Consider the following 11,964-nt stretch of genomic DNA (forward strand, 5'->3'; position numbering starts at 1 on the left):
TTCGGGGGGACGTCGGTGGCGCCCATGGAGTTCGACATGTCGATGACCAGCACCACCACCGCGCGGTTGCGCGGGATGCGCATGTCGTGCGTGGGAGTGGCCAGGGCGACGGTCAACAGCAGCAGGGAAAACAGCGAAACCGCGATCGGCAGGTGGCGCCACCACGATTGCGGTACCTCGGACTCGGTGAACCGGCGCAGGCGCCGCCGGCGCCGGGCCTGCGCCACGACGTAGACGGCGAGCAGCGCCAGCGGGACCAAAGCAAACAGCAGCATGGCCGGACGCTGGAACCCGTACAGGGGCAGCGGGCCGATGCCGGGAAGTGACACCTGCGCCAGTAAAGAGCAGTCTTGGGGGCCCGTCAAACGCGGCGGCTCCCGGGCCTACTCGCGCCTATTCGCGCCTGAGCCGACCCTCGACGAATTGCTCCAGCTTCTCCCACTCGCGCACCGCAGCGGCGTAGGGCGGTCCGGGCTTGGTGACCGACCCCGGCTCCAGCACGGAGGCCACCAGCTTGCCCAGGGGCCGGCCGATGTCGAGCGCCTTGTCCACCGCGGGATCCTCGGAGTAGTCACCGATGTCGCGGAGCAGCTCGACGGCCAAATCGAGCTGATCGCGATCCACCGCGTCCGGCCCGTCGCCGAAGTCGTCGGCCAGCCCGCTCAGCACGTAGATGTTGTCGTCGGTGATGTCGACCGACAGCGAGCCGTCGGTCGCGGCAGTGCGGATGTCGTCGTAGGTGCTCAGGTCCGACAAGTCGTGGTCGTGCTCGTCGGCGAGGTAGCGGGCCAGCGCCCGCTCGGAGGTGAACACGCTGATGCGGCCGTTGCGGCCCAGGAAGATCGGGCGGTCGTCCAGGTAGCAGCGCAGCGTGTACAACGTCCCGGCGCTCGTGATGATGCGGATCGGGTCGATACCCACCTGAACCCAGAAGTCCTCGGCGCCGCCCAGCACGACGGTGTCGCCGGCGGCGCGGTCTTCTTCGTCCTCTTCGTCCGCGGGCTCCTCGGCGGCGTCCTCGGCTTCCCCGTCCTCGGCCACATCCTCGGAGTCGTCGGTCTCCTCGCCCGCAGCGTCTTCCTCGGTCTCTTCCTCGGGCTCGTCGGGCTCCTCGTCCAGCTCCTCGGCGGCCTTGGCCGCGTACTCGACGTCGACCTCGGGAGTGCTGACGATCTGGTCGATCGCGCCGAGCACGTCGTCCCAGCTTCGCGCGATGACCTCGGCGATCGCATTCCAGCGCTTTTGACCCGCCTTCCCGGTGAAGGTGTCGATTCCGCCGGCCACCGTGCCCAGGGTGGGGTTGCCGTTGAAGAACTTCGCCACCGCCGGCAGCTCGCACACCGATCCGACGGACGACACGATCGCCAGCGTGCCCGCCAGCGCGCTGACCGATTCCTCGGTGGGCTTCTCCGACACCAGCTCCTCGACGGCGACCAGATCGAACTGCCTGTCTTCGGCCGGTTCGAAGCTGTGCGCGTGCGCCGAGGTCAGGTCCTGCCACGCCGGGTGGTCCACCAGATCGTTGTCGGTGTTGGTGCGCACGAAGGCGACCAGGTCGGCGACGTTCTCGAACGCGTACAGGTCCTCGTCCTTGCCGAGGAACGCCTCCCACTCGTCGCCGGCGTCGCGCCAGCGGGGCGCCCACACGGTGTAGCGGTCGCCTTCGGACAGGCTCAGGCGGATGGGCACGAGGTCAGCAGCCATGCGGCACACAATAGCGACGGGCGGGTGAGCAGCGGGTCAGCGGGCCATCGGGTCAGGCGGCCCAGATGGTCGCGATCGGCGCGGCTCCGGCGGCATAGCCGAGCTTGGGCAGCCCGTACATCTGCTCCAGCGTGGCAAGCACGCTGTAGTGGTTGATCTGCTCGGTGTAGGTGCCGGGCTGCACGTGCCCGCCGTAGATGATCGTCGGGATCTGGTTGTGGGGTCCGCCGTCGTCCTCGTCCCACGTCACGATGAGCAGGCTGTTGTTGGCCGCCGCCCAGTTGGCGTAGCCCGACAGCTCCCGGCTCAGCCAGGCGTCGCCCTGCGCGATCGAGCCGTCGTGCATGTTGTCGTCGTTGTTGGGGATGACGAACGACACGGTCGGCAGGGCGGCGTAGTTGCCCATCGGAAAGGCCGAGAACGGCAGCGAGGTGGCCGCCGGCACGTTGGTGAAGTTGGCCCACGGCACGTGTTTGCGCGCGTACTTGCCCGCGCTGCACACCGTCGAGCCGACCGCGGGCAGGCCTTCGGCGTAACCGGCGAATGTGTAGCCGGCGGAGAGCAATTCGGAGGCCAGGTTGGGAGTGGCGCCGCCGTTGACCGGGCACGAGTCGCTGGTCACCCCGAGGGTACTGCCGGCGAACAGCGCCAGGTAGTTCGGCTCGCTGGGGTGCGTCTCGGCGAAGGACTCGGCCATGTTCGCCCCGCCCGCGGCCAGCGCGTTGATGAACGGCGCCGACTTGTTGCCGATGATGTGGGCCTGGGCGCGGTTCTCTTCGATGACGATCAACACGTGCGCGGGTTGCGGGAGCGCGGCCGCCGCGAGGCTCACCCGGGGCACCGACGGGATGACCACCAGCGCCGCCAGCACGGCGGCGCCGACCAGGCTCTTGATTGTGCTCAGCACGTCGGGAGTATATGAGCGGATTCGGCCCGCGGACGGCGCCGCGCGAGCGTGTCAGCGTTGCCGGTCGCAATCGTTATATTCGCAATCGTTATATAGGGTCACATCCCGTGGAGGTGCGCGTCGTCGATCACCCGCTGGCCCTGTCCCGGCTGACGGCCTTGCGCGACGAACGCACCGATAACGCCCACTTCCGCGCCGGCTTGCGCGACCTGACCGCGATGCTGGTGTACGAGGCCACCCGGGACGCCGGCCGCGAGACGTTCCCGATCCGCACGCCCCTTGCCGAGACGCTCGGGGTGCGGCTGGCCAACCCGCCGCTGTTGGTGCCCGTGCTGCGCGCCGGGCTGGGCATGGTCGACCAGGCGCTCGCGCTGCTGCCCGAGGCCCGGGTGGGGTTCGTCGGCGTGGCCCGCGACGAGGAAACCCACCTGCCGAGCGGGTACCTGGAATCGCTGCCCGACGACCTGAGCGAAACGCCGGTGCTGGTGCTCGATCCGATGCTGGCCACCGGCGGGTCGTTGACGCACACGATCGGCCTGCTGCACCGCCGCGGGGCGTCGGACATCGCCGTGCTGTGCGTGGTGGCCGCGCCGGAAGGCGTTGCGGCGCTGGAGAAGGCGGCGCCGGACGCGCGACTCTTCACCGTGGCCGTCGACGACGGGCTCAACGAGATCGCCTATATCGTGCCCGGTCTCGGCGATGCGGGCGACCGCCAATTCGGGCCCCGCTAGTTCACCAGGCTTGAACTTCTGCGACCAGCTCGTCGCGCAGCGCCCGTGCGCGCTCCCGGGCGCCTCGCAGATCGTCGGCCGGCGCACAGCGAATCTCGATGTAGCACTTCAACTTCGGCTCGGTGCCCGACGGCCGCACCACCACGCGGGCCGAGGTCGCGTCGTCGCCGCCGGCGAAGATCAGTGCGTCGGTGATGTCGGTGAGCTCGGCGGCCAGGCCGGCCAGCGACCGCGGCGGGGCCGCGCGCAGCCGCCGCATCACCTCGGCGGCCTCGTCGGCGTCGGTGACGCGGCGCGACACCGCCGCGACGTCGTGCACGCCGTGGCGGCGGGCCAGGTCGTCGAGCAGGTCGGGCACCGAACGGCCCTGCCCCTGCAGCGCGGCCACCAGGTCGCACACCAGCACCGCGGCGCTGATGCCGTCCTTGTCGCGCACGGCATCCGGGTCGACGCAGTGGCCGATCGCTTCCTCGTAGGCGTACACCAACGCTTTACCCGGCACGTTCGCGTCGGCGCGCGCCAGCCACTTGAAGCCGGTGAGGGTCTCGACGTGCGTCGCGCCGTAGTGCGCGGCGATCGCCGCCAGCATCCGCGACGACACCACGGTGCTGGCCACCACCGCGGCGCCGGCGTCCGGCTCGCGGGACAGGATGTAATCGCCGAGCAGCCAACCGGTTTCGTCGCCGGACAGCATCCGCCAGCCCGATCCGGTGGGGATACCGACCGCGCACCGGTCGGCGTCGGGGTCGAGCGCGATCGCGACGTCGGCCGTCGTCTCGGCGGCCAGGGTGAGCAGCGCGTCGCTGGCGCCGGGCTCCTCGGGGTTGGGGAACGCGACCGTCGGGAAGTCGGGGTCGGGCGCGAACTGCGCGCCGACGGTGTGCACCTCGTGAAATCCCGCGCGGCGCAGGGCTTCCACGGCCACCGCTCCGCCGACCCCGTGCAGCGGGGTCAGCGCCACCCGCACCGAACCGGAGCAGCGCCGAACCCCGGCCGCGCGCTCGAGGTAGCGCTCGACCAGGTCGGTGTCGGCGGGTTCGACTGGGCGCCTGGTGATCTCGTCGGGCGGGGGAGCGGCGGCCATCGCGGCTTCGATCCGGCGATCGGTGGGGGAGACGATCTGGACACCGCCGGAGAAGTACACCTTGTAGCCGTTGTCGGTCGGCGGGTTGTGCGACGCCGTGATCTGCACCCCGGCGGCGGCGCCGGTGTGGCGCACCGCGAACGCGACCACCGGCGTGGGCACCGGCCCGGGCAGCATCAGCACCGGAAAGTCCTGGGCGGCAAGTACTTCGGCCGTCACCGTGGCGAACAGCGCCGAACCGTGCCTGGCATCGCGGCCGACGATCACCGGCGAGCCCGCCAGCCCGCCCTCGCTGAGCACGCGCGCCACCGCCCACGTCGCGCGCGCGACCACCGCGGCGTTCATGGCGTCGGGCCCGTCGCGCACCGGGCCGCGCAGCCCCGCGGTGCCGAATCGAAGTGGGCGGGACGGTGGCACGCCGCTACAACCGCGCCACGACGTCGGCCAGCAGGGCGCCCATCCGGCTGGCCGCCGCGGCGCCGGCGGCCAGCACCTCGGCGTGGCTGAGCGGCGCACCGCTGATCCCGGCGGCCAGGTTGGTCACCAGCGAAACCCCCAGCACCTCGGCGCCGGCCTCCCGGGCCGCGATCGTCTCGTGCACCGTCGACATGCCGACCAGGTCGGCGCCCAGCGTCTGCAGCATCCGGACCTCCGCCGGGGTCTCGTAGTGCGGTCCGGGCAGCCCGGCGTAGACGCCCTCGGTCAGCGCCGGCTCGCCCTGACGGGCCAGCTCGCGCAGCCGCGGCGCGTACGCGTCGGTCAGGTCGACGAAGCGCGGGCCGACCAGCGGCGAGCGGCCGGTGAGGTTCAGGTGGTCACTGATCAGCACGGGCTGGCCCGCCGCCATGTCCGGGCGCAGGCCGCCGGCCGCGTTGGTCAGCACGACGACGCGCACGCCCGCGGCGCAGGCAGCCCGCACCGGGTGCACGACGTGGCACAGGTCGTGCCCCTCGTAGGCGTGCACGCGACCGACCATCACCAGCACCCGCTGTGCGCCGATGCGCATCGACAACAGCTCACCCGTGTGCCCGATCGCGCTCGGTGGGGCGAACCCCGGCAGTTCGGCCTGGGGCAGCGTGGCGGTCGGGGAACCCAGCGCCGCCGCCGCGGGCCGCCACCCCGACCCGAGGACGATGGCGACGTCGTGCTCGGCGACCCCGGTGCGCTCGGCGATGGCCCGCGCCGCCAGCCGCGCGAGGTCGTCGGGATCGGGCAGGGGTTCGGCCACAGTCGGCGAGCTTAGCCCGGTGTATGTGAGGATCGGCCGTATGCGTCGTCCTTGGTCTTCGATTCCTGGTCTCATCGCCGCCGTCGCGGTGTCGGTGGGCGCCATCACGAGCGGGCCGGCACCGGCGGCGGCGGCCGACGCGTGCCCGGATGTCCAGCTCATCTTCGCCCGCGGCACCGCCGAGCCGCCCGGACTGGGGGCAGTAGGCGATGCGCTGTTCGCCGCGCTGCAGCCCGCCCTCGGCGCGCGCAGCGTCGACGCCTATCCGGTGAATTACCCGGCCAGCTATAACTTTTTGACCACCGCCGACGGCGCCAACGACGCGCGCGATCACATCGCCGCGATGGTCGCGCAGTGCCCGGCGACGCGGCTGGTGCTCGGCGGCTTCTCGCAGGGTGCCGCCGCGGTGTCGATGCTGGCGGGGGTGCCGCCCGTGGGGCAGCGCATCGGCAACTTCGGGTCGGCTCCTGCGCTGGATCCCGGTCTGGCCGACAAGGTGCGGGCGGTTGCGGTGTTCGGCAATCCCGGCAACCGCTTTAATACGCCCCTGTCGACAACGGGGGCGTTCGCCGGTCGCGCCATCGACTTGTGCAGCCCCGGTGATCCCGTCTGCGTCGTCGGCGGCCGCGACCGCGACGCGCACCACGACTATGAGATACCGCCCTATCCCGGCCAGGCGGCGGGGTTCATCGCCGGAGTGCTCTAACCCCCCAGAAGGTTCCGCAGGTTGGAGATGCCCGAGGTGAAGCCCGTCGGCGCGTTGTTCAGGACGCCGCTGATCTCGGCGATGCCCGAGTTGAACAGACCCGAGACGTAGTCGCCGGCGTTTCCTATCCCGGACGCGTTGTCGCCGGAGTTGTTGAACCCCGAGCTGTCGACGCCGAGGTTCCCGAAACCCGAACTGGCGCCGGACCCGGTGAACAGGTTGCCCACCCCGGTGTTGAGGTCGCCCGAGTTGAAGATCCCGGTGTTGATGCTGCCCGAGTTGAACAACCCCGTGTTGAAGTTGCCCGCGTTGAAGCCGCCGGTGTTGTAGTCGCCGGAGTTGAACATTCCCGTGTCGGTCGATCCGGAGTTGAACAGCCCGGTGGCGAACGCTCCGGAGTTGGCGAGGCCCGAGTTGAACTGACCCGAGTTGCCGAAGCCGATGTTGCCGTTGCCCGAGTTGAAGAAGCCGATGTTGTTGGTGCCCGAGTTGCCGAAGCCGATGTTGCCGGTGCCGGAGTTCAGGCCGCCGAACCCGATCTGATGGTTGCCGGTGAGGCCGATGCCGATGTTTCCGGTGCCGCTGTTGCCGAAGCCGAAATTCCCGGAGCCGAAGTTGCCGAAGCCGAAGTTGTTGCTGCCGTTGTTGCCGAACCCGAGGTTGTAGCCGCCGATGTTGCCGCTGCCCAGGTTCCAGCTGCCGTTGTTGCCGCTGCCGAAGTTGAGGCTGCCGATGTTGCCGCTGCCCAGGTTCCAGAAGCCGAAGTTGCCGCTGCCGAAGTTCACGTCGCCGAGGTTGCCGCTGCCCAGCAGGTTGATCTGGCCATTGTTGCCGCTGCCCAGGTTCCAGGCCTGAGTGTTCCCGATGCCCAGGGTCAGCAGCTTGGCGTTGCCGATACCCAGGAAGTTGAATCCCGGGATGTTGTCCAGGAATCCGAAGATACTGTCCAAGGGCTGCAGCGCCAACGGTAGCTCGGCGGCCGCCGCCGACGCGCCGGCGTGATAGTCGACCATCGCCGCGACGTCCTGGGCCCACATCTGTTCGTACTCGGCCTCGGTGGCCGCGATCGCCGGGGCGTTCTGGCCGAACAGGTTCGACACCACCAGCGACACCAGGTCGGTGCGATTGGCCGCAACCACCGCCGGGTGCACCGTCGCCGCCAACGTGGACTCGAACACCGCCGCGACGGACTGCGCCTGCGCGGACGCGTTCTGGGCCTGGGCCGAGGCCGCGCTCAGGAAACCCGCGTAGGGGGTGGCCGCCGACATCATCGCCGCAGACGCCGGGCCCTGCCAGGCCTGCTGCGTGAGGCCGGAAGTCACCGACGCGAACGACGACGCCGCCGACGCGAGCTCGGAGGCCAGGCCGTCCCAGGCCGCCGCCGCCTCTAACATCGGCGCCGACCCCGCGCCTACGAACATCCGCAGCGAGTTGATCTCCGGGGGCAGCACCAAAAAGCTCATCACGGATCCTTCGGCTGAGACTGCGTTAAACAGATGTCATAGAGATAGCAGAGTTACATACTTTTAGTCCAGTGGAGTGGCGAACACCATAGTAATCGGTTTGGTGAGTGCGCGCAGCGCGTCGGAACGAGTTCGGGGTGACGGAACCGAATCGCGGCGGTGGGATACTGCGAGAGTGCCCGCTCGCTCGTTAGACCACCCGTTAGGTCGCGTTGAGGATGTCGTGCGGCGACGTGGCGCCGACCTCGTCGAGTTGTCCCACGCCATCCATGCCGAGCCCGAGCTCGCGTTCGCCGAGCACCGCAGCTGCGCCAAGGCGCAGGCGCTGGTCGCCGAGCGCGGTTTCGAGATCACCGCCCGCGCAGGCGGTCTGGACACCGCGTTCCGCGCGGACTTCGGCAGCGGACCGCTGGTCGTCGGGGTGTGCGCGGAGTACGACGCGCTGCCAGAGATCGGGCACGCCTGCGGCCACAACATCATCGCCGCGTCGGCGGTGGGGGCCGCGCTGGCGCTGGCCGAGGTCGCCGAGGACCTGGGGCTGCGGGTCGCGCTGCTGGGCACACCCGCCGAGGAGGCCGGCGGCGGCAAGGCGCTACTGCTCGAGGCCGGGACGTTCGACGACGTCGCGGTGGCGGTGATGGTGCATCCCGGGCCGACCGACATCGCCGGGGCCCGCTCGCTGGCGTTGTCGGAAGTGACGGTCGACTACCGCGGCAAGGAATCGCACGCGGCCGTCGCGCCGTTCCTCGGGCTCAACGCCGCCGACGCCCTGACCGTCGCGCAGGTGGCCGTCGGGCTGCTGCGCCAGCAGTTGGCGCCGGGGCAACTGGTGCACGGGATCGTCACCAACGGCGGGCAGGCGGTCAACGTCATCCCCGGGCACACGACGCTGCAGTACGCGATGCGGGCGTTCGAATCCGAATCGCTGCGGCAGCTGGAGGGCAGGATGTACGCGTGCTTCGCCGCGGGCGCGCTGGCCGCGGGCTGCGAGTACGAGATCGACAGCCCAGCGCCGCCGTATGCCGAGCTCAACCCCGACCCCTGGCTGGCCGACGTCTTCCGGGACGAGATGCGCCGACTCGGGCGCGAGCCGGTGGCGGCCGAATTCGAGACGGCGCTGCCGATGGGCAGCACGGACATGGGCAACGTGACGCAGGTGCTGCCCGGGATCCACCCGGTGATCGGCGTCGACGCCGGCGGTGCCACCGTGCACCAGCGCGCATTCGCCGCCGCCGCCGCGGGTCCGAGCGCCGACCGCGCGGTCGTCGACGGCGCGATCATGTTGGCGCGCACCGTCGTCCACCTCGCCCAGACCCCCGGCGAACGCGACCGGGTGCTGGAGGCGCAACAGCGGCGAGGGGTACGCGCATGAGCCTCGTCGACAGCGCCGAGTCGTGGCTGGCCGCACACCACGACGACCTGGTCTCGTGGCGCCGGCACATCCACCGCTATCCCGAGCTGGGCCGCCAGGAGTACGCGACCACCCAGTTCGTCGCCGAACGGTTGGCCGACGCGGGGCTGAACCCGAAGGTGCTGCCCGGCGGGACCGGGCTGGTGTGCGACCTGGGGCCCGAGCACGAGCCGAGGATCGCGCTGCGGGCCGACATGGACGCGCTGCCCATGGCCGAGCGGACCGACGCGCCCTACACCTCGACGATGCCCAACGTCGCGCACGCCTGCGGGCACGACGCGCACACCGCCATCCTGCTGGGCACGGCGCTGGCGCTGGCGTCGGTGCCGGAGCTGCCGATCGGGGTGCGGTTGATCTTCCAGGCCGCCGAGGAGCTGATGCCGGGCGGGGCGATCGACGCGATAGCGGCCGGGGCGCTGTCCGGGGTGTCGCGGATCTTCGCCCTGCACTGCGATCCCCGGCTGGAGGTCGGCAAGATCGCGGTGCGGCAAGGCCCGATCACCTCGGCGGCCGACCAGCTGGAGATCGCGCTGTATTCGCCGGGCGGGCACACCTCGCGGCCGCACCTGACCGCCGACCTGGTCTATGGCCTCGGAACGCTGATCACCGGGCTGCCGGGGGTGCTGTCGCGCCGCATCGATCCGCGCAACGGGACGGTCTTGGTGTGGGGAGCCGTCAACGCCGGGGTGGCCCCCAACGCGATCCCGCAGACCGGCGTGTTGGCCGGCACCGTGCGCACGGCGAGCCGCCAGACCTGGGTCGCCTTGCAGGACATCATCCGCGAGACCGTGTCCGCGCTGCTGTCCCCGCTGGCGATCGAACACACGCTGCAGTACCGGCGCGGGGTGCCGCCGGTGGTCAACGAGGACGTCTCGACGCGCATCCTCACCCACGCCATCGAAGCCGTCGGCCCCGACGCACTGGCCGACACCCGGCAGTCCGGCGGCGGTGAGGACTTCTCCTGGTACCTGGAGGAGATCCCCGGCGCGATGGCGCGATTGGGCGTGTGGTCGGGCGAGGGCCCGCAGCTCGATTTGCACCAGCCCAACTTCGATCTCGACGAGCGGGCCCTGGCGATCGGGCTGCGCGTGATGGTCAACATCGTCGAGCAGGCGGCCCTTTTCTAAGGCCTGGTTGCCGCGAGCGCGCGTGTTTGTACGGCGACACGCCGTATAAGGCGGCATTCTAGGGACGCTCAGCATAGTGAATTGCCGTCCTCGCGCTGCGCCAAGACGATACCCGGCATGAACGCAGAGCTCGGCAGGTTGCTGGACATCCAGGGCGGAGTAGTGACTTCTGCTCAAGCGCTCACATTCTTGAGCCGCCGCGGGCTGGAAGCGGACCTGAAATGTGGTGCGCTGCAAAAGGTTTGGTATGGCGTCTACGGCCGCGGCGAGGTCACCACAGCGTTGCGACTGCGCGGGCTCGACCTGGCCGCCGGCACGGCGGTCGCGGCATGTCTGGGCACCGCCGCAGCGGCATACGGCTTCGACACCGAACGGACCGCCGATCTGCACGTGCTGAATCCCGGCGGTCGACGGCTGCGATCGACGGAGGGTTTGGTCGTCCACCGGCGGGAAGGTGCGCCGGTGACCGTCGTCGGGGCCCGACCCGCTACCGCCGCTCCGTGGACGGCGATCGAAGTCGCCCGCTGCCTGCGCCGGCCCAGAGCCCTGGCAACGCTGGACGCCGCGCTGCGCAGCGGCACCTGTGGCCGCGACGATCTGGAGCGGGCGGTCAAGCAGCAGTCTGGGCGGCGCGGGATCGTGACCGTGCGCGAGCTGGTTGCTCTGGCGTCGCCGCAGGCGGAGTCGCCGATGGAGAGCGAGGCACGGCTGGTCATGATCGACGGCGGCCTGCCCGAGCCCGTGCTGCAGTACGAGGTCCCGGACTTACAGGGACGCATCTGGCGGCTCGACTTCGCGTGGCCGCAAGATCGGGTCGGTGCCGAGTACGACGGCGTCGACTGGCACAGCGGGCCGGACGCGTTTCGTCGGGACCGCCGCCGCTCTTCCGCACTCCAAGAGCTGGGGTGGGTGATCGTGCCCATCATCGCTGAGGACGTCAGATTTCGGCCGCACGACCTTGTCCGCCGGCTCGAGACGTGTCTGCGAAAGGCCGCGTGACGCCGCGACGAGGGTCCGCAGAATGCCGGCGGATGCGGCGTGTCGCCGTACAAACACGCGCGCTCGCGGGGCCGACTCGTTAAGGCAAACCGTTCGCGCCCAATAGGAGGCCGCCGGTGCCCCCGGGACCGGGCGCGCCATTCGTCGTCCCGCCCGGCCCGCCGTTGCCGCCATTGCCACCGTTGCCGATCAGCACGGCGTTGCCGCCCGGGCCGCCGTCGCCGCCCGTCGCCCCGCTCGCGGTCGCCTGTCCGCCGGCGCCGCCGGTGCCGCCGGTGCCGATCAGACCGGCCGTACCGCCGCCCCCGCCCGCCCCGCCGAGCGTTCCCTGGACCGTTGCTCCGCCCGCGCCGCCGGCCCCGCCGGAGCCGCTGAGCATGCCGCCGGCCCCGCCGGCGCCGCCGCGACCGCCGGTGCCGATGCCGGAGATACCGCCGCCACCGCCGCCGCCGCCCGCGCCGATCAGCCCGGCGTTGCCGCCGGCCCCGCCGGTACCGCCGGCAATCAAGGGGGTGCCCAGATAGGCCCCGCCGGCCCCGCCGGTGCCGCCGCCACCGAGCAGGAGCCCCCCCCCCCCGCGGCCCCCCCCGGGGGGCGGGGGGGG

The 11,964-nt window shown here is 71.1% G+C and carries 11 protein-coding genes and 1 pseudogene; 5 read left to right on the top strand and 7 right to left on the bottom strand.

Annotation, left to right across the window (positions count from 1 at the left end; all coding sequences use genetic code 11):
- The 3 genes and pseudogenes from A5787_RS25290 to A5787_RS25300 all read right to left on the bottom strand — a co-directional run.
- Positions 1-329, bottom strand: a pseudogene (locus tag A5787_RS25290) (hypothetical protein); the annotation flags it as partial.
- 64 nt (positions 330-393) lie between these two features.
- Positions 394-1,704, bottom strand: a complete 1,311-nt coding sequence (locus A5787_RS25295) for a primosomal protein (RefSeq protein ID WP_066972186.1) — start codon at positions 1,702-1,704, stop codon at positions 394-396.
- A 52-nt stretch (positions 1,705-1,756) separates the two neighbouring features.
- Positions 1,757-2,599, bottom strand: a complete 843-nt coding sequence (locus tag A5787_RS25300) for an alkaline phosphatase family protein (RefSeq protein ID WP_066972204.1) — start codon at positions 2,597-2,599, stop codon at positions 1,757-1,759.
- 119 nt (positions 2,600-2,718) lie between these two features.
- On the opposite strand from A5787_RS25300, the gene upp reads away from it, so the two are divergent.
- On the top strand, positions 2,719-3,342 hold the full coding sequence (upp, locus tag A5787_RS25305; protein WP_066972188.1) for a uracil phosphoribosyltransferase: 624 nt from the start codon (positions 2,719-2,721) through the stop codon (positions 3,340-3,342).
- A 1-nt stretch (position 3,343) separates the two neighbouring features.
- Here upp and A5787_RS25310 read toward each other — a convergent pair whose 3' ends face one another.
- Together A5787_RS25310 and A5787_RS25315 are read right to left on the bottom strand one after the other, a co-directional pair.
- Positions 3,344-4,942, bottom strand: coding sequence for a phospho-sugar mutase (locus tag A5787_RS25310; protein ID WP_369829162.1), 1,599 nt, complete (start codon positions 4,940-4,942; stop codon positions 3,344-3,346).
- On the bottom strand, positions 4,848-5,654 hold the full coding sequence (locus A5787_RS25315) for a purine-nucleoside phosphorylase (RefSeq protein ID WP_066972190.1): 807 nt from the start codon (positions 5,652-5,654) through the stop codon (positions 4,848-4,850). Before A5787_RS25315 ends, A5787_RS25310 begins: the two co-directional genes overlap by 95 nt.
- 88 nt (positions 5,655-5,742) lie before the next feature.
- Between A5787_RS25315 and A5787_RS25320 the strand changes: the two genes are divergently transcribed.
- Entirely contained in the window at positions 5,743-6,360 is a 618-nt protein-coding gene (locus A5787_RS25320) for a cutinase family protein (RefSeq protein ID WP_197507402.1), read from the top strand.
- Here A5787_RS25320 and A5787_RS25325 read toward each other — a convergent pair.
- A complete protein-coding gene (locus A5787_RS25325) occupies positions 6,357-7,823 on the bottom strand; it encodes a PPE family protein (RefSeq protein ID WP_066972192.1) in 1,467 nt (488 codons plus the stop codon). The genes A5787_RS25320 and A5787_RS25325 overlap by 4 nt on opposite strands.
- Before the next feature lie 175 nt (positions 7,824-7,998).
- On the opposite strand from A5787_RS25325, the gene A5787_RS25330 reads away from it, so the two are divergent.
- The 3 genes from A5787_RS25330 to A5787_RS25340 all read left to right on the top strand — a co-directional run bounded on the left by A5787_RS25330 (position 7,999) and on the right by A5787_RS25340 (position 11,360).
- Positions 7,999-9,195, top strand: coding sequence for an amidohydrolase (locus A5787_RS25330; protein ID WP_066972193.1), 1,197 nt, complete (start codon positions 7,999-8,001; stop codon positions 9,193-9,195).
- Positions 9,192-10,361: a M20 family metallopeptidase gene (locus A5787_RS25335; protein ID WP_066972195.1), complete on the top strand. Its 1,170-nt coding sequence runs from the start codon at positions 9,192-9,194 to the stop codon at positions 10,359-10,361. The genes A5787_RS25330 and A5787_RS25335 overlap by 4 nt, the downstream gene beginning before the upstream one ends.
- A 117-nt stretch (positions 10,362-10,478) precedes the next feature.
- Complete coding sequence (locus A5787_RS25340; protein ID WP_066972198.1) at positions 10,479-11,360, top strand: endonuclease domain-containing protein; 882 nt, start codon at positions 10,479-10,481, stop codon at positions 11,358-11,360.
- 79 nt (positions 11,361-11,439) lie between these two features.
- Here the strand turns inward: A5787_RS25340 and A5787_RS27900 are convergent.
- On the bottom strand, positions 11,440-11,964 hold a 525-nt coding region (locus A5787_RS27900), incomplete at its 5' end, for a hypothetical protein (RefSeq protein WP_197507398.1).

Source organism: Mycobacterium sp. 852002-50816_SCH5313054-b (assembly GCF_001667185.1).
Taxonomy (GTDB): Bacteria; Actinomycetota; Actinomycetes; order Mycobacteriales; family Mycobacteriaceae; genus Mycobacterium.